Origin of the sequence: Pseudonocardia sp. EV170527-09 (assembly GCF_008369905.1) — a bacterium.
Classification (GTDB): Bacteria; Actinomycetota; Actinomycetes; order Mycobacteriales; family Pseudonocardiaceae; genus Pseudonocardia.
This window is the reverse complement of the sequence record NZ_VRMC01000012.1, coordinates 36748-54028: the sequence shown is the minus strand read 5'-3', so window position 1 is coordinate 54028 and position 17281 is coordinate 36748. Positions and strand designations below refer to the sequence as shown.

The 17281-nt window shown below is 74.6% G+C and carries 16 protein-coding genes; 9 read left to right on the top strand and 7 right to left on the bottom strand.

Annotated elements, in window-relative coordinates; genetic code table 11:
- Positions 1–6: 6 nt before the first annotated feature.
- From FVA95_RS05655 to FVA95_RS05645, 3 genes are all read right to left on the bottom strand, one after another.
- Positions 7–2157: a YhgE/Pip domain-containing protein gene (locus FVA95_RS05655; protein ID WP_149663256.1), complete on the bottom strand. Its 2151-nt coding sequence runs from the start codon at positions 2155–2157 to the stop codon at positions 7–9.
- Positions 2154–3131, bottom strand: a complete 978-nt coding sequence (locus FVA95_RS05650) for an ATP-binding cassette domain-containing protein (protein ID WP_193564303.1) — start codon at positions 3129–3131, stop codon at positions 2154–2156. Before FVA95_RS05650 ends, FVA95_RS05655 begins: the two co-directional genes overlap by 4 nt.
- A 333-nt stretch (positions 3132–3464) precedes the next feature.
- Complete coding sequence (locus FVA95_RS05645; protein WP_149663255.1) at positions 3465–4625, bottom strand: low specificity L-threonine aldolase; 1161 nt, start codon at positions 4623–4625, stop codon at positions 3465–3467.
- 116 nt (positions 4626–4741) lie between these two features.
- On the opposite strand from FVA95_RS05645, the gene FVA95_RS05640 reads away from it, so the two are divergent.
- The 3 genes from FVA95_RS05640 (at position 4742) to FVA95_RS05630 (ending at position 7666) form a co-directional block, all read left to right on the top strand.
- Positions 4742–5326: a TetR/AcrR family transcriptional regulator gene (locus tag FVA95_RS05640; RefSeq protein WP_149663254.1), complete on the top strand. Its 585-nt coding sequence runs from the start codon at positions 4742–4744 to the stop codon at positions 5324–5326.
- Between the two features lie 67 nt (positions 5327–5393).
- Positions 5394–6812, top strand: coding sequence for an adenylosuccinate lyase (gene purB, locus FVA95_RS05635; protein ID WP_205015767.1), 1419 nt, complete (start codon positions 5394–5396; stop codon positions 6810–6812).
- Positions 6809–7666 (top strand): phosphoribosylaminoimidazolesuccinocarboxamide synthase, encoded by an 858-nt coding sequence (locus FVA95_RS05630; protein ID WP_149663253.1) that lies wholly within the window; start codon positions 6809–6811, stop codon positions 7664–7666. The genes purB and FVA95_RS05630 overlap by 4 nt, the downstream gene beginning before the upstream one ends.
- A gap of 150 nt (positions 7667–7816) precedes the next feature.
- Here FVA95_RS05630 and FVA95_RS05625 read toward each other — a convergent pair whose 3' ends face one another.
- Positions 7817–8767, bottom strand: coding sequence for a sugar-binding transcriptional regulator (locus tag FVA95_RS05625; protein WP_149663252.1), 951 nt, complete (start codon positions 8765–8767; stop codon positions 7817–7819).
- Positions 8768–8919: 152 nt separating this feature from the next.
- Here FVA95_RS05625 and FVA95_RS05620 point away from each other — a divergent pair, with 152 nt between their 5' ends.
- The 6 genes from FVA95_RS05620 (at position 8920) to FVA95_RS05595 (ending at position 15122) form a co-directional block, all read left to right on the top strand.
- Positions 8920–10011, top strand: a complete 1092-nt coding sequence (locus FVA95_RS05620) for an alcohol dehydrogenase catalytic domain-containing protein (protein WP_149663251.1) — start codon at positions 8920–8922, stop codon at positions 10009–10011.
- Entirely contained in the window at positions 10008–11339 is a 1332-nt protein-coding gene (locus FVA95_RS05615) for an RbtT/DalT/CsbX family MFS transporter (protein WP_240051293.1), read from the top strand. Before FVA95_RS05620 ends, FVA95_RS05615 begins: the two co-directional genes overlap by 4 nt.
- Positions 11336–13063 carry a dihydroxyacetone kinase family protein gene (locus tag FVA95_RS05610; RefSeq protein WP_149663250.1) on the top strand — a complete coding sequence of 576 codons (1728 nt, stop codon included), beginning with the start codon at positions 11336–11338 and terminating at the stop codon, positions 13061–13063. Before FVA95_RS05615 ends, FVA95_RS05610 begins: the two co-directional genes overlap by 4 nt.
- Positions 13060–13566 carry a ribose-5-phosphate isomerase gene (locus tag FVA95_RS05605; protein WP_149663249.1) on the top strand — a complete coding sequence of 169 codons (507 nt, stop codon included), beginning with the start codon at positions 13060–13062 and terminating at the stop codon, positions 13564–13566. Before FVA95_RS05610 ends, FVA95_RS05605 begins: the two co-directional genes overlap by 4 nt.
- Entirely contained in the window at positions 13566–14288 is a 723-nt protein-coding gene (locus tag FVA95_RS05600; RefSeq protein ID WP_149663248.1) for a GolD/DthD family dehydrogenase, read from the top strand. The genes FVA95_RS05605 and FVA95_RS05600 overlap by 1 nt, the downstream gene beginning before the upstream one ends.
- A gap of 75 nt (positions 14289–14363) precedes the next feature.
- Entirely contained in the window at positions 14364–15122 is a 759-nt protein-coding gene (locus tag FVA95_RS05595; protein WP_226361252.1) for a DUF2334 domain-containing protein, read from the top strand.
- A 77-nt stretch (positions 15123–15199) separates the two neighbouring features.
- Here FVA95_RS05595 and FVA95_RS05590 read toward each other — a convergent pair whose 3' ends face one another.
- Genes FVA95_RS05590 through FVA95_RS05580 form a run of 3 tightly spaced genes read right to left on the bottom strand, consistent with a single transcriptional unit; the run spans position 15200 to position 17245 of the window.
- Positions 15200–15571: a VOC family protein gene (locus tag FVA95_RS05590; RefSeq protein WP_020623699.1), complete on the bottom strand. Its 372-nt coding sequence runs from the start codon at positions 15569–15571 to the stop codon at positions 15200–15202.
- Entirely contained in the window at positions 15571–16203 is a 633-nt protein-coding gene (locus FVA95_RS05585) for an MBL fold metallo-hydrolase (protein ID WP_149663247.1), read from the bottom strand. The genes FVA95_RS05590 and FVA95_RS05585 overlap by 1 nt, the downstream gene beginning before the upstream one ends.
- A 37-nt stretch (positions 16204–16240) precedes the next feature.
- A complete protein-coding gene (locus FVA95_RS05580) occupies positions 16241–17245 on the bottom strand; it encodes an NAD-dependent epimerase/dehydratase family protein (RefSeq protein ID WP_149663246.1) in 1005 nt (334 codons plus the stop codon).
- Positions 17246–17281: the final 36 nt, after the last annotated feature.

The following is a 17281-nucleotide window of genomic DNA, read 5'->3' as shown; positions in this document are numbered from 1 at the left end:
CGGTTCTCAGAGCACCAGCTCGGGCTTCACCGCCGTCGCCGTCCACACCCGCTTGCGGTACGCCGCGAACGTCGCCAGTGCGAGCGCGCCGACGAACCAGGCCAGCAGCACCGGCACCGCCGTGCCCACGACACCGGCCAGCTCGCCGCCGTACATGAGGTGCCGGAGCGCGTCGACGGCGTAGCCCATCGGCATCACGTGGTGCACCGGGTACAGCGGCGCGGGGATGGTCTGCCACGGGAACGTGCCGCCCGCCGAGACGAGTTGCAGCACCATCAGCACCAGCCCGAGGAACTGCCCGACCGCGCCGAGCAGCGCGTTGAGGGCGTGCACGATCGCGGTGAAGGTCATCGAGGTCAGCCACAGCAGGGCCAGTGTCGCGACCGGGTGCACCGGTGTGATCCCCAGCAGCAGCGACACCACCGCGTACATGCCGGTGACCTGCACGATCCCCAGCAGGCCGGCCGGGATCCAGCCGCCCAGCGCGATTCTCAACGGGCTCTGCCCGGCCGCGATCGCCCGTCGGGACAGGGGCTGGACCAGCAGGAACAGCACGTAGCCACCGATCCAGGTGGCCAGCGCCATGAAGAACGGGGCCAGCCCGGCGCCGTAGGTGTCGGCCTGGGAGTAGGCGACGTCGCGGGTGGCGACCGGGTCGCCGATGTTCGCGGCGGTGGCCTCCCGGACTCCCGGCGCCGGGTTCGGGATGTCCCCCAGTCCCGAGGCCAGGCCGTCGTGCAGCTGCGTCGCACCGCCGGCGAGCTCGCCGGTGCCCGCGTCGAGCCGGCGAGCCCCGTCGGCGAGTCGGTCGGTGCCGTCGACGGCGGTGCGCTCCCCGGCGACGAGCTGGTCCGCCCCGGTCCGCAGCGCGGTGGCACCGGTGGACAGCTGCGTGGCGCCGTCGGCGAGCTTCCGCACGCCGCCGGACAGCTCGCTCGCGCCGTCGCGCAGGGACCCGGCCCCGTCGGCGGCGCTCGCGATGCCCTGGCTGAGCAGCGGCGCGGACGCGGCCAGCTGCTCGGCGCCGTCGGCGACCTGCCCGGCGCCGGACCCGAGCCGGTCGAGCTGCCCGGACACCTGCTGGACGCGGGCGTTGCCGTCGACGAGCGGCTGCTTGGCCGTCGCCAGCGCGGCGAGGGCCTGCTGGACCTGCTCGTCGGTGAAACCGCGTTCGCGCAGCGACGCGGCGATGGTGCCGTCCGCGGCGTCGAGCTGGTCGGCGAGCCGGGCGCTCTCCTGCGCGACCCGGTCCCCGGCCGCGGCCAGCTGCGCGTTGCCGTCGGCGACCTGGCGGGCGCCGTCGGCGAGCCTGCGCGACTGCGCGGGCAGGTCCGCGGTGGCGCTGCGGAGGGTGCCGAGCCCGGTCGCGAGCTCACCCGCGCCCGAGGACAGCCGGTCCGCCCCGGTCGCCGCGGTCCCGGCACCGGAGGCGAGGGTCCCCGCCCCGGTCGCGAGCCGTTCGGCGCCGCCGGAGAGCTGCGTCGCGCCGTCGAGGAGCCGGCGCTGCCCGGACGCGAGCTCGCCCGCCCCGGAGGTCAGCTGCCCCGCCCCGTCGTGGGCGGTCGCCGCGCCGTCGGCGAGCTTCCCGGCGCCGTCCGCGGCCTCCTGGGTCTTGGTGTGGATGGTGGAGAAGCCGGTGAGGAACCGGTCCGCGGCCTGCGTCCCGACCTCCTTGGCGACCGACTCGCGGACCCGGGTGGTGAGGGTGTCGGCGATCGTGCGGGCCAGGTAGTTGTTGGCGTCGTTCGTGGTGAGCACGAGGATCCCCTGGCGCGGGGTGAACTCACCGGAGGACTGCAGGGCCGCGGTGAAGTCGCGCGGGATCGTCAGGGCGAAGGTGTAGACGTTGTCGCGCACACCGCGGTCGGCCTCGGCGGCGGAGACCCGGTGGAAGTCGAACGAGCCGGACTCGGTCAGCTCCGTCGCGACGTCCTGGCCGACGTTCTGGGCCTTCCCGTCGGCGTCGGTGCCACCCGTGTCCTCGACGACGAGCGCGGCAGGCACCTGGTCCAGACGGGAGTAGGGGTCGCCGTTGGCGTAGAGGTAGAAGCCCGCGTAGAGCATCGGGATCAGCAGCAGGGCGAGCACCGCCAGGACCGGCAGCCGCCCGGCGGTGATCCGCCTCAGCTCGCTGATCGCCATCCTGACCGCGCTCATGAGGTCCTCTCCGTGGTGTCGTTCCCGGTGGTCCCGCTGTCGGCCGTGGTCCCGGGGGGTTCGGTGGCGTCGGGCGGCTCCGGGGCGGGCTCCGCGCCGGGCAGGATCGCCGTACCGGCGTCCTCCGTGCCGGTGCCGGTGGCTGTGCCCGGGTCGGGGGCCGGCGCGGCCCCGGACGGGCGGCGCAGCAGCCGCCGGGTCCAGCCCTGCGGCAGGTCGTCGGCCCCCTGCGGCGCGACGACGGTCAGCGGCCCCGTCGGGTCCTCCGGCCTGCTGTGCCGCCCGGGCGGCTCCGGGAACGCGCCGGCGTCGCCGCCGCCGAGCCGGACCGCCGGCACCCCCAGCAGCGCCGCCGACCCCTCGGTGCAGGTCACGACCACGGTGAACCCGGCACGGGCGTGCTCGGAGGCCACCTGCCACCAGGTCACCGGAGAGCCGCCGTGCCGGTCCGGCGCGGTCAGGACGAGCACCCGCACCCCGGGCCGGGACGCGGCGAGGGCGGTCATCAGCCCGATCCGCACGGGTGCGGGCACGTCCTCGAACCGCGAGCGCACCCAGCTCTCGGCGCCCCGCGCGCACAGCCACTCGGTCACCGCCCGCGGTGTGGTGCCGCGCCCGGCCATCGCCAGCTCCTCGCCGACGACGGTCCGCAGCGGCAGCACCGGCTCCGGCTCGCTGACCCCCGGAGTGTCGACGACGGCAACGGCCCGGCGCAGCCGGCGGGGGGCGTCGTCGCCGTCGAGGGTGACGGTGCCCCGGTCGGGCCGTATCCGCCCGGCGAGCGCCAGCGCGAGCGCGGTGTGCCCGGACCCGGGGGTGCCCGCGACCAGCAGGACCGAGCCGGGGACGGCGCGCAGCGAGGTCGGCGCGAGCAGCACCCCGTGGGCGCCGTCGACGGCGACGCCCTCGGCGACGAGGGCCGCCTCCGGATCGGATGCGGAGGAGGGGGCGGACAAGGGGGCGGAGCTGGTCATGACGGTCCTGCTGTCCTGGGCGCCACGGGCCGCGCGAGTCCCGGCGATCGCGGGTCCGCGCAGCTCACCGGCACCGGTCGGGGGTCGGGGCCACCGGCGCGCAGCGGTGCGTACGCACGGGCGCGACGGCGGCGGAAGCCTAGGCCGACGCCTGCTCCGGCGTCCGGCCGTCGCCCAGTGTGGACCCGATCGTGCGGGCCGACTTGACCTCGGACGACAGTGAGTTGACTCTGCGCGACACTGTGACGGCGGCGACGGGCCTCCGACGCGCCCCGTCGCCGATGCCGCCCGACGGGTTCCCGACCGGATCGACGGTGGAGCGGGGCGGCGGCCTCAGCTGCCGAGGACGGTGCGGGGCAGCATCCCGGGACCGCCGGGGGAGCCGGTGCTGGCCGGGCCGACCTCGCCGATCCGGTCCAGTGCCGCCTTGATGTGCTTGTCGCCGACGTCGCGGTGGGTCATCAGCCGCAGCTTGCCCGCGATGGCACCTGCGCGGACCCCGGCCTCGGCGAACGTGGCGATCGTGCCGCGCACGTCGGCCACGTCCACCAGCACGATGTTGGTCTGCGGCTCGCGGACCCGCCAACCGCGCTCGCGCAGCCCGGCGGCGAGCCGCGTCGCGAGGTCGTGGTCCTCGGCGAGCCGGTCGATCTCCTCCAGCGCGACGAGTCCGGCCGCGGCCAGCACCCCACCCTGCCGGACGCCGCCGCCGAGCATCTTGCGCAGCCGGCGGGCGTGCTCGACGAACTCCGTCGACCCCGCGACGACCGATCCGACCGGTGCACCCAGCCCCTTGGACAGGCACACCGCGACCGTGTCGGCGCCGACGGTCAGCGCGCCCGGCGGGACCCCAAGCGCGACCGCGGCGTTCCACAACCGGGCGCCGTCGAGGTGCACCGACAGCCGGGCGGCCCGTGCCGCTGCGGCGACGGCGGCGTGCTCCTCCGGAGCGGTCACGGTGCCGCCCGCGGAGTTGTGCGTGTTCTCCAGGCACAGCAGCACCGGGCGCAGCGCGGCGTAGGAGCCGTCGTCGACGGCGGCCCGGCGCACCGCCGCGGCGGTGACCTTGCCGGGGCCCGCGTCGTGCGGCAGCGGCCGCGGCATCCCGCCGGCCAGCCAGGCGGCCGTGCCCAGCTCGAAGTCGAGCACGTGGGCGCCCTGCGGGGCGAGGAACGCCTCGCCCCGGCCGAGCCTGCTCATCAGCGCGATCAGGTTGGCCATCGACCCGGTGGGGGTCCACAGCGCGTCGGCGGCGCCGAGCAGGCCGGCGACCCGTTCCTCCAGCTCGCGCATGGTGGGGTCGCCGTCGAGCACGTCGTCGCCGACCTCGGCCTCGGCCATCGCCCGACGCATTGCCTCGGTCGGCAGCGTGACGGTGTCCGACCGCAGGTCGACGGGCTCACCGGGGGCCGGGGCGGCCGCCGCGCCGCGCGTGCCACCACGCGACGACCAGCGGCTTCTGGGTGACGGGCGCACGCCTCCAGTGTGTTCCATACCGGTCACGGTGAGAACGGCAGGGTCACGAAACGGTCACGGTCCCCCGTCCCACCTGGGCGTCGAGTCCGGTATCTCACTCGTCCGGATGGGGCCGGTCTTGGCACTATGTGGCGATGGCGGCCCCGAAACAGACCGAGAAGGGTGAACGGCGCCGCGCCCTGCTGGTGGCGGCGGCAGCGGAGCTGCTGGCCGAGAGCGGGTTCGACGCGATCCGCCACCGCGCCGTCGCCGAGCGCGCCGGGGTGCCGCTGGCCGCCACCACGTACTACTTCTCCTCACTGGAGGACCTGGTGTCAGCTGCGCTCGACCGGCTGGCCCGCACCGAGCTCGCGGACGCCCACGACTGCCTCGCCCGGCGCGACGATCCGGCCGAGATCGTGCTCGACCTGCTCCTCGGGCCGCGCTCGCGCACCGACGGCCTCGACGCCGTCCTGTGCCGGTTCGAGCGGCTGATCGGCTCCGGCAGGCGCCCGTTCCTGGCCGGGCTGCTGCGGGCCCAGCGCGTCGAGTTCGACGCCCTGCTCGACGAGGCCCTCACCCGCGCGACTGGCCGTCGCCCGGGGCCGGGGGAGGTCCGCCGGCTGACCGCGCTCGTCGACGGCGTCGTCCTCACCGCGCTGATCGAGGCCGACCCCGACCCGCGTGCGGTCGGCCGGGTCGCCCTGCGCGAGGCGTTGGACGCGCTGCCCCGGACGTGAGCCCCCGGGTGTGAGCCTGTGCTCCCGACCGTGGCGGGGCCGTGAGCAGCCATTACCATCGCGCCACGTGATTCCCAACGTGCTGGCCGCGCGCTACGCGAGCCCCGAGCTGGTCCGCCTCTGGTCTCCGGAGTACAAGATCCAGCTGGAGCGACGGCTGTGGATCGCGGTGCTGCGGGCCCAGCGCGACCTGGGCATCGAGGTGCCGTCGTCGGTGATCGACGACTACGAGGCCGTCGTCGAGCAGGTCGACCTGGGCTCGATCGCCGCCCGCGAGCGCGTCACCCGGCACGACGTGAAGGCCCGCATCGAGGAGTTCAACGCCCTCGCCGGCCACGAGCACGTGCACAAGGGCATGACCAGCCGCGACCTCACCGAGAACGTCGAGCAGCTGCAGATCCGGCTGTCGCTGGAGCTCGTCGCCGACCGGACCGTCGCGGTCCTGGCGCGGCTCGGGCGTCGCGCGTCGGAGTACGCCGAGCTGGTCATGGCCGGGCGCAGCCACAACGTGGCCGCGCAGACGACCACCCTGGGCAAGCGGTTCGCCTCCGCGGCCGACGAGCTGCTCGTCGCGCACGCCCGGCTGGAGGACCTGCGCTCGCGCTACCCGCTGCGCGGGATCAAGGGCCCGATGGGCACCAGCCAGGACATGCTGGACCTCCTCGACGGCGATGCGGCCAAGCTCGACGAGCTGGAGCGGCGCGTCGCCACGCACCTCGGGTTCGCCGAGGCGTTCACCAGCGTCGGGCAGGTCTACCCGCGCTCGCTCGACCACGACGTCGTCACCGCGCTGGTGCAGCTGGCGGCGGCGCCGTCGTCGCTGACCACGACGATCCGGCTGATGGCGGGTGCCGAGCTCGCCACCGAGGGCTTCGCCCCCGGCCAGGTCGGCTCGAGCGCGATGCCGCACAAGATGAACGCCCGTTCCGCCGAGCGCATCAACGGCCTCATGGTGATCCTGCGCGGCCTGTCGGTCATGACCGCCGACCTCGCCGGGTCCCAGTGGAACGAGGGCGACGTCTCCTGCTCGGTGGTGCGCCGCGTCGCGCTGCCGGACGCGTTCTTCGCCCTCGACGGCCTCTACGAGACCACCCTGACCGTGCTCGACGAGTTCGGCGCCTACCCGGCCGTGATCGCCCGCGAGCTCGACCGCTACCTGCCGTTCCTCACCACGACCGCGGTGCTCATGGCCGCGGTGCGGGCCGGGGTCGGCCGGGAGACCGCGCACGAGGTCATCAAGGAGCACGCGGTCGCCGTCGCGCTGGCGATGCGCGAGCAGGGCCAGGCCGACAACGACCTGCTCCAGCGCCTCGCCGGCGACGACCGGCTCGGCCTGCCCGTCGGCACGCTGGACCGGCTGCTGGAGGACCCGCTGCGCTTCACCGGCGCCGCGTCCGCGCAGGTCACCACGGTCACGGAGAAGATCGCCGCGATCACCGCGAAGCACCCCGAGGCCGCCGCCTACACCCCCGGAGGGATCCTGTGAGGCTCGTCCACTCCGGCAAGGTCCGCGAGCTCTACCTCGACGAGTCGCGCGACCCGGCCCAGCTGCTGCTCGTCGCCTCGGACCGGCTGTCGATCTACGACGTGGTGCTCCCGACTCCGGTGCCGGACAAGGGCGCGATCCTCACCGCACTGTCGCTGTACTGGTTCGAGCGCACCGGCGACCTCGTGCCCAACCACGTCATCGGCACCGACGACATCCCCGCCGAGTTCGCCGGGCGCGCCGTCCGCTGCCGCCCGCTGGAGATGCTGCCGGTCGAGTGCATCGCCCGCGGCTACCTCACCGGCCTCGGGCTGAAGGAGTACCAGCGCACCGGCGCCGTCTCCGGCGTCACGCTGCCCGCCGGCCTGGTCGAGGGCTCGAAGCTGCCCGAGCCGATCTTCACCCCGACCACCAAGGCGCCGGTCGGCGAGCACGACGAGTTCATGACCTTCGACGACGTCGTGGCCCTGCTCGGCGCCGACACCGCGGCCCGGCTGCGGGACCTGACCCTGGAGGTCTACCGACGCGGCGCCGAGTCCGCCGCGCAGGGCGGGATCCTCGTCGCCGACACCAAGCTGGAGTTCGGCCGGGACGCCTCCGGCGAGATCGTGCTGGGCGACGAGGTGCTCACCCCGGACTCGTCGCGGTTCTGGCCCGCCGACTCCTACGAGCCCGGTCGCGTGCAGTTCTCCTTCGACAAGCAGTACGTCCGTGACTGGTCCGCCGGGCTGGACTGGGACCGCACCGCTCCCGGCCCCGAGGTCCCCGACGACGTCGTGAAGGTCGTCCACGACCGCTACGCCGAGGTCTACCGCCGGATCACCGGCACCCCCTGGACCTCACCCACCGCCTGACCCCGCGTCGTCACCGCGCCGTGCCACCGGTCCTCGGGCGGCAGCGCGGTACGTCGCACGACCACCGGCCGGGTGCGACGGGCGGGGCGACCCACGCGTGGGGCGCCGGGGAGGCCGCGGGCCGCCGTGGTGGCTGCGCCGAGGTGCTGGTCAGGCCGGGGGCAGGGCGTCGAGCAGGGCCCGGGCGGTCGGGGCGTCGGTGACCAGGCGGTTGAACAGGCCCGCCCTGGCCCCGCCGACGATGCTCGGCACCTTCTCCTCCCCGACGGCGACGGCGATCGTCCGCGGCACCCGGCGCAGCTGGTCCGGGGAGATCCGCACCATCCGGTCGCTGCCCGGGAAGGCGATCGGGCGTCCGTCGGCGCGGTAGAAGTTCAGGCAGACGTCGCCGACGCCGGCGCGCAGCCCCTCGTCGTCGAGGGGGACCGAGGTCGAGATCGAGTCGCGGCCCGCGGGGGGTGCGCCGACGCCGACCAGGGCGGCCTGCGCCCGCGACCAGAACCCGGTGACCCTGCGGAACTCCGGGTCGTCGGCGAGCGTGCGGCTCATCGCCGGTGACGGCATGGCCTGGGTGAACAGGAAGTGCGGGCGCCCGTGCCCGCGTTCGGCGACCGACCGGACGATCTCGTTGGTCTGGTGCCACGCCTCGGGCTCGGCGACCCCGCCGACGGTCGGCACGATCTCGCAGCCGGCCAGCGTGGGCAGCGCGGTGTGGCTCAGCTCCCACACGGTGCGCCCGGAGGACACGAGCAGGACGTCGCCCGCGCGCAGACCGGCCTCCCGCAGCGCCTCACCGACCGGTTCGGCGAGCGACCGGCCGAGGTCACCCGTGACGACCGGGGCCAGCCACACCCGGTCCAGCCCGAGCGCGGCGGCGAGCCGGGGCGCGTCGTCGTCGCCGGTGTGCAGCGAGTCCGGGTCGTGCACGGTGATCTGCACGATCCCGACCCGGCGGGCCTCGGCGAGCAGCCGGGAGACGGTCGGGCGCGACACGGTGAGCCGCTCGGCGATCGCGGCCTGGTTGAGCTCGTCGACGTAGTACAGCCGTGCGGCCCGGTGCATCAGCCCCAGGTCGCGTCCGGAGACATCGTTCGGCGCCATCGCCATCCTCCACTGCGTCGGACCGGTGTCGGTCCAGCCTACTGCACGTTTGTTCAATCAGGAACGGATGTGTTGACGGATGTTCACGGGAGAACGCATGCTCACCGACAGACGTATGCAGCAGCCCGCATGGCACCAATGGAGGTTTCGCCGTGGCAGAGAACATCCCCACCCGGATGCAGGCGGTGGTCGTGCACGGCCCCGAGGACTACCGCCTCGAGGAGGTGGACGTCCCGAAGCCCGGCCCCGGTGAGCTGCTCATGCAGGTCGAGGCCGTGGGCGTGTGTGCGAGCGATCTGAAGTGCTACCACGGCGCCGCGAAGTTCTGGGGCGACGAGAACCGCCCCGCCTGGGCCCAGACCGGCGTGACCCCGGGCCACGAGTTCGTCGGCCGGATCGTGTCCGGTGACGACGAGGGCCTCGCCCTGCACGGCGTGTCCGTCGGCGACCGCGTCGCCTGCGAGCAGATCGTCCCCTGCGAGCAGTGCCGCTACTGCCTGCGCGGCCAGTACTGGATGTGCGGGCCGCACGACATGTTCGGCTTCCGCAACTTCGACGGCGCCATGGCCCAGTACATGCTGGTCCCGACCCGCGCCAGGGTGCACCGGGTCTCCCCGGGCCTGGCGCCGCAGCACGCCGCGTTCGCCGAGCCGCTGTCGTGCGCGCTGCACGCCGTCGAGCGCGCCACGATCTCCTTCGACGACGTGGTGGTCGTCGCCGGGTGCGGCCCGATCGGCCTCGGCCTGATCGCCGGCGCCCGCGCGAAGAACCCCCGCCTGCTGATCGCACTCGACCTCGACGACGAGAAGCTGGAGCTCGGCCGCCGCACCGGTGCCGACCTCACGATCAACATCTCCCGCGAGGACGCGGTCGCCCGGGTCAAGGAGCTCACCGAGGGCTACGGCGCCGACGTCTACCTGGAGGGTTCCGGCGCCGTGCCGGCCGTCGCGCAGGGGCTGAACCTGCTGCGCAAGCTCGGCACCTACGTCGAGTACTCGGTCTTCGGCTCCGAGGTCACCGTCGACTGGTCGATCATCTCCGACGACAAGGAGCTCGACGTCCGCGGCGCCCACCTCGGCCCGCACTGCTGGCCCGCCGCGATCAAGATGCTGGAGGACGGCAAGCTCCCGATCGACGACATCTGCACCCACCAGGTGCCGCTCGCGGAGTTCCAGAAGGCCCTCGACCTGGTCGGCGACACCTCCGGTGCGTCGGTCAAGGTCTCGATCCTCCCGAACGCGTGAGCGCCGCCATGTCGACGACGACATCGCGTGAGACCTTCCTCGACCGCATCGGCATCCCGCACTCCCTGCGCTGGGGCTTCCTCGGCGTGCTGGTCTTCATGACCGGCAACGGGACCGAGTCCAACTTCATCTCCCCGCACATCGAGGCGGTGCTCGGCTCGCCCGAGGCCACCGTCGCGACGATCATCACCGGCTACAGCCTGGCCGTGCTGATCGGCAGCTACCTGTCCGGCGCGCTCGCCGACCTGTGGGGGCCGCGCCGGGTCATGACCCTCGGTGTCGTCGTCTGGGTCGTGTTCGAGGTGCTGTTCCTGCTGAGCCTGCAGGTCGGCAGCCTCCCGCTGGTCGCCGCCACCTACTTCCTGCGCGGCTTCGGCTACCCGCTCTTCGCGTTCGCGTTCCTGGTGTGGATCAACGTCGTCACGCCGTACTCGCGCAACGGCGTCGCCGTCGGCTGGTTCTACGTCATGTTCACCGGCGGCCTGCCCACCCTGGGCTCGCTGTTCGCGCTCGGCATGATCCCGGCCTTCGGCGGCGGCACCGGTGGCGAGACCGCCGCGATGGTCGGCTCGACCGCGCTCGTCGTCGCCGGGTTCCTGATCGCCCGGTTCGGGGTGCACGAGCCGCACGCCACCCGGCGCCTCGCGCCGGCGGGGGAGACCACCGGCCAGGTGCTGACCGCGGGGCTGCGGCTGACCGCGGCCAACCCGAAGATCCTCATGGGCTTCCTGGTCCGGCTGATCAACACCGCGCCGCAGTACGGCATGTTCATCATCCTGCCGACCGTCATCGCGGTGGACCTCGGCTGGGGCCAGAGCCGCTGGCTGACCATGACCGTGTTCGTCTACGCGACGAACATCCTGGTCAACGCGGTGTTCGGGGCCGTGGGCGACCGGTGGGGCTGGCGTCGCACCGTGCAGTGGTTCGGCGTCTTCGGTTCCGCCGTCGGCCTGCTGCTCTGGTGGTACGTGCCGCACGCCGTCCCGGCCGGATCGACCTGGGGGTTCTGGGTCTCGGTCGCCGCGGGCTGCGTGTTCGGCTGCCTGCTCGCCGGGTTCGTCCCGATGGGCGCGATCATGCCCGCGCTCGCACCCGACCACGAGGGCGCCGCGATGGCCATGTACACGACCGCCGCGGGCGGTGCCGCGTTCCTCGGGTCCGGCGTCGTCGCGCTGATGCTGGGGATCGGGGCCGGCAACGTCGGTGTCGTGTGGGCCTTCGTCGCCCTCTACGCGGCCGCGTTCGTGATGGTCTCGTTCCTCAACGTCCCGCAGGACGCCCCCACGCCGCGCGCCGCCGTCGCGACCCCGGTGAAGGAGACCTCGTGACCAGGATCTACGACGACCCCGCCACGTTCGCCGACGACCAGCTTGACGGCTTCCTCGACCTCTACGCCGACCGTGTCCGAGGGGTGCACGGCGGTGTGGTCGCCCACCGTGGCGACGGCGACCCCCAGGTCGCTGTCGTCATCGGGGGCGGGTCGGGGCACTACCCCGCGTTCTGCGGGACCGTCGGGCCGGGGTTCGCGCACGGCGCCGTCGTCGGCAACATCTTCACCTCGCCGTCGGCCGCGCAGGCGTACTCGGTCGCGAAGGCCGCCGACCAGGGCCGCGGCGTGGTGTTCAGCTTCGGCAACTACGCCGGTGACAACATCAACTTCGGGATCGCGGCCGACCGGCTGCGCGAGGAGGGGATCGACACCCGCATCGTGGTCGTCACCGACGACGTCGCCTCCGCCGACGAGGAGTCACGGCGCCGCGGGATCGCCGGCGACTTCACCGTGTTCAAGGCGCTGGGCGCCGCCGCCGCGCGCGGCGCGGACATCGACGAGGTCGAACGGCTCGGACGGGCGGCCAACGCCGCCACCCGCAGCCTCGGCGTCGCGTTCACCGGCTGCACGATGCCCGGCGAGGACGAGCCGCTGTTCTCGGTGCCGGCCGGACACCTCGGGCTCGGCCTGGGCATCCACGGCGAGCCCGGCATCCGCGACGTCCCGATGCTGCCCGCCCGCGAGCTGGCGGAGCTGCTGGTCGACGACGTGCTGAAGCACGCTCCCCCGGGAGCCCCCGCCCGGGTCGGGACGATCCTGAACGGGCTGGGCACCACCAAGTACGAGGAGCTGTTCCTGCTGTGGCGCCACGTCGCGCCGCGGCTGCGCGCCGCCGGGTACGAGCTCGTCGACCCGGAGGTCGGCGAGCTCGTGACCAGCCTCGACATGGGCGGCTGCTCGCTCACCCTGATGTGGCTCGACGACGAGCTGGAGCCGCTGTGGCGGGCGGACGCCTACACCCCCGCCTACCGCAAGACCGCCGCGCCGCTGGCGGCGCTGCGCGAGCCGACCGCCGACGAGCTCGCCGAGGCCGACGCGGTCCTCACCGCGCCCGCGGCGAGCGCCTCGGGCCGGGAGCTGGCGGGCACCGTCCGCGCCGCGCTGGCAGCGACGGAGTCGACGATCCGCTCCCACGAGCACGAGCTGGGCCGGATCGACGCCGTCGCGGGCGACGGTGACCACGGCCGCGGCATGCTCAAGGGCATCACCGCCGCCACCGCCCGGGTCGCCGAGCTCGGCGACGACGTCGGCGGCGGCTGGGTGCTCCAGCAGGCCGGGCAGGCCTGGGCCGAACGTGCCGGCGGCACCTCCGGGGTGCTGTGGGGTGCCGCGCTCGAGGCGTTCGGGCGCCACCTCGGTGACACCGCCGACGGCTACCCGGCCGCGACCGTCGCCGCCGGGGTCCGCACGTTCGCGACGACCATCGAGCAGCTCGGCGGGGCGCGGGCGGGGGACAAGACCCTGCTCGACGCGCTGCTGCCCTTCGTCGACGAGCTGGAGCGCCGGGTCGGCGACGGCGAGGGCCTCGCCGCCGCCTGGACCGCCGCCGCCCGCACGGCCGTCGAGGCCGCCGCCGCGACCGCCGACCTGCGGCCCCGGATCGGCCGGGCCCGCCCGCTGGCCGAGAAGAGCGTGGGCACACCCGACGCCGGGGCGACCAGCCTCGGCCTGATCGTCACGGCCGTCGCCGACGTCCTGACGTCGCAGGAGGAGCAGACGTGAGCGAGAAGCTGCGCATCGTGGTGGGCGCCGACGACGCCGGCTACGACTACAAGGAGAAGCTGAAGGCCGACCTGGAGGCCGACGACCGCGTCGCCGAGGTGGTCGACATCGGCGTCGGCGCGGACGGGCACACCGCCTACCCGCACATCGGCGTCGCCGCGGCCCGCCGGATCGCCGAGGGGCAGTCCGACCGTGGCCTGCTCATCTGCGGGACCGGGCTGGGCGTGGCGATCTCGGCGAACAAGGTGCCGGGTGTCCGTGCGGTCACCGCGCACGACCCGTTCTCCGTCGAACGCTCGGTGAAGTCCAACAACGCGCAGGTCCTCTGCATGGGCCAGCGCGTGGTCGGGATCGAGCTCGCGCGCACGCTCGTCGACGGCTGGCTCGACCACCGCTTCGACCCGGCGAGCGCGTCGGCGGAGAAGGTCGCCGCGCTCGACTCCTACGACCGGCGCGACGGCGAGCGCCTCGCCGAGGCGGAGACCGTCGGGACGGACTGCTGATGTTCGACTTCACCGGGTCGGTCGCCCTCGTCACCGGGGCCGCGTCGGGGATCGGCGCCGAGGTGGTCCGGGCGCTCGCCGGGCAGGGCGCGGTGGTCGCCGCCGCGGACCTGCGCACCGACGGCGTCCCGGACGTCCGCGCGTCGAGCCACGTCGTCGACGTCGCGGACCCCGACGCCGCGGCGGCCTGCGTCGACGAGGTCGTCGCCCGGCACGGCCGGGTCGACGTGCTGGTCAACTCGGCCGGGATCGCGCGGCTCGCCCCCGCCCTGGAGCTGGGGGTCGACGACTGGCGCCGCACCCTGGACGTGAACCTCACCGGATCCTGGCTGATGGCCCGCGCCGCGGGCCGGGTCATGGTCGGACAGGGGTACGGGCGGATCGTGAACCTCGCCTCGCAGGCGGCGAGCAGCGGGCTGGAGCAGCACGCGGCCTACTGCGCGTCCAAGGCGGGGATCAACGGGCTCACCCGCACCCTCGCCGTCGAGCGGGGGCCGCACGGGGTGACGGTGAACGCCGTCTCGCCGACGGTCGTGCTCACCGACCTGGGCCGCGCGGCGTGGGACAACCCGGCCGGGGACGCGCACCGCGCCGAGATCCCGGCGCGACGCTTCGCCGAGCCGTCGGAGGTCGCCGCGGCCGTCGTCTACCTGGCCTCGGCCGAGGCCGCGATGGTCAACGGGGCCGAGCTGCGGGTCGACGGCGGGTTCACGGCCCGCTGAGAACGCCCGCCGATCGTCGTCCGCGCGATCCGGCGGCTCCACACGGGGTTCATCTCGGTCGGGTCGGATGGGGCCATGAGCACGCTGCTGGTCTCGCTGTCCGGCCTGACCGACTCCGACGACGCCGACCGCGCCCGCGCCGCCGCGTTCGCGGCGGAGCTGGACCGGCGCGGCGTGCCGCTGACCCACCTCGTGCAGCCCAAGGGTCCCGACGGACCGCTGCGCCGCGGCGACGACCTGGTCCGCTGGATCGCCGGCCGCGTCCGCGCCGGGGACGACCTGCTCCTGCACGGCTTCGACCACACGAGCGACCCGGTGGGTGCCTGGCAGAACGGCACCGTCCCACGGATCGGGCGGCGCACCGAGTTCGGCGCGCTGCCCCGGCACGAAGCGGGTCTGCGGCTGACCGGTGCCCGGCGCATCCTGCTCGCGACCGGGCTGTCCACCGACGGCTTCGCCCCGCCCGGCTGGATCGCCTCCGAGGGCACCCTCGACGCGCTCGCCGACCTCGGCTTCGGTCTGTGCGCCGACGAGACGACCGTCCGCGCGACCGGCGGTCCGGTGCTGCGCTCGCGGGTGCTCACCTTCCGCTCGTCCGAGCCCTGGCGGGGCGAGCGCCGCGCGGGGGAACGCCGTCGCGGACGGGCGCTGGAGCAGCAGGCCGTGCGTACCGCCGAGCGCGGAGGGCTCGTCCGGCTCGCGCTGCGGGCCAAGGACCTGCGCCGCGAGCACCGCGTCGAGGCCGCGCTGGCCGCCGTCGACGCGGCGCGCGGGGCGGGCGCCGTCGGCGCCGTGCACCGCACGCTGTTCCCCGCCGCCGCCCCGGCAGCCTAGGAGCTCCCCGGCGATCGGCCCGGTTGTCCACAGTGTGTGCTCTCCTGTGGACAACCGGTGCCACCTGTGGACAGGTGTCAGGTCCGCCGCTCGCCGAGCACGCAGAACTCGTTGCCCTCGGGGTCGGCGAGCACCGTCCAGGACACCTCGTCGGCCGGGACGCGGTGCTGGCCGACGTCGACCCGGGTCGCGCCCAGCATGAGCAGCCGGGCGACCTCGGAGTCGCGCACGCCGTCCGGTCGCAGATCGATGTGCAGCCGGTTCTTGGTCCGTTTGCCCTCCGCGACCGGCACGAAGATCAGCCCGGGGGTGACACCCGCGGCCGGCTGGATCTCGAACTCCGCCGCCGAGGCGTTCGCCACCGTCCAGTCCAGGGCCTCGGCCCACCAGCGGCCGAGCCGGATCGGGTCCCGGGCGTCGACGACGACCTGCTCCCACTGCAGCGCCATCAGACGGTGATCGCCTTCTCCCGGTCGGGGACCAGGAGCGTGGTGGCGGCGGGACCGAGGTCGTCGAAGAACCGGTAGTGCAGCGCCGGGTTCGCGAGGGTGCCCTCGTGGATCGGGACGACCGTGCGCGGCGCGACCGCCCGCAGGTAGTCGACGGCCTCGGACACCTTCAACCACGGCGCGCCGCTCGGGAGCAGCAGCGTCGCCAGCTCCTCGACGCCCGGCGGGACGTAGGCGTCACCGGGGTGCAGGAGCGCGCCGTCGACGAGGTAGCCGTTGTTCGCCACCAGCGGGATGTCCGGGTGGATCTGCGCATGGTCCCCGGACCCGACGACGGTCACCTCGGCGCCACCGAGGGCCAGCACGTCGCCGGGGGCGGCGGTGCGGGCGTCGATGCCGTCCAGCTGCTCGGCGGTCTGGCCGTCGGTGACCAGGGCGGCGTCGGGGTTGGCGCGCAGCAGGGTGCGCAGCGCGTCGGCGTCGACGTGGTCGAAGTGCTGGTGGGTGACCAGGATCGCGTCCAGGCCGTCGAGGGTCTCGAAGCCGGTGGAGAACGTCCCCGGGTCGAACAACAGCCTGGCCGACCCGGTGTCGACCAGGACGCAGGCGTGGCCGTAGTGCGTCAGGTGCATGGGACCAGCATGCCCGGTCGGGGGCACGTCGCTCCGCTCAGCCGAGCGCCTGCAGCACGGCCCGTTCCTCGGCGTCGGTGAGCCCGGCCCGGCGCTCCCGACCGGCGCCGAGCCCACGGTCCCACGCGAGGGCGGCGCGGGCGGTGTCGGCGAGCGGGCGGGGTGTCAGGCCTGCGGCGAGCGTCGTGGTGACGTCCCGGTCGACCATGCCCCAGAGTTGTTCCGGCAGCCGGAGCGGCAACGACCGCGGGCCGGCCCAGCTCCCCACCCCCTGCTCCGCCAGCGTCGGTTCCGGGACCCGGACGAGCTCCAGGTCGTCGGCGCCCACGGCGGCGGCGGTCGCGGCGAGCACCCGGTCCAGGGTGGACCGCGGGCCGGTGCCGTCGTGGGTGCCGGTGGTGCCGTCGGCCGCGCAGGCCACGATCCAGGCGGCGAGGTCGTCGACGTCCACGAGCTGCATCGGCTGGGCGGGCACGTCCGGGACGACCACCCGGCCCCCACGGGCGAACCGGTCCGCCCAGTAGCCGTAGCGGTCGTACAGGTCGCCGTGCCCGCACATCAGCCCGCCGCGCACCACGTGCGCCCGGTCGCCCGCCCGTTCCCGCACCGCCTGTTCGCTCGCGACCTTCGCGGCGCCGTAGACGTCCGGGTCCCGGTTCGTGAGGTCCTGGTCGGGCTGGTCGTGCAGCGGTGCCAGGGTCGGCTGCGCCACGGTCCCGCCGCGCAGCGACAGGTCGGCGTAGGCGTTGATCGAGGAGACGAAGGTCCAGTGCCCGAACCGGCCGTGCAACGCGTCGAGGGCGTCGCGGACCCACGGCGCCGACATCGTCGCGACGTCCACGACGGCGTCGAACGTGCGTCCGTGCAGCGCCGCGGCCAGCGCCCCGGGCCGGGACCGGTCGGCCGTCACCGCCTCCGCGCCGCCCGGTGGCGCCCCGGAGACACCACGGGACACGCAGGTCACCGCGTGTCCCGCGGCGAGCGCGGCCGCGGCGACCGCGCGGGAGAGGAAGACCGTGCCACCCAGGACGAGCACCTGCATGGGCCGATGGTGAGGGCACGCACGTCGAGCCGTCGC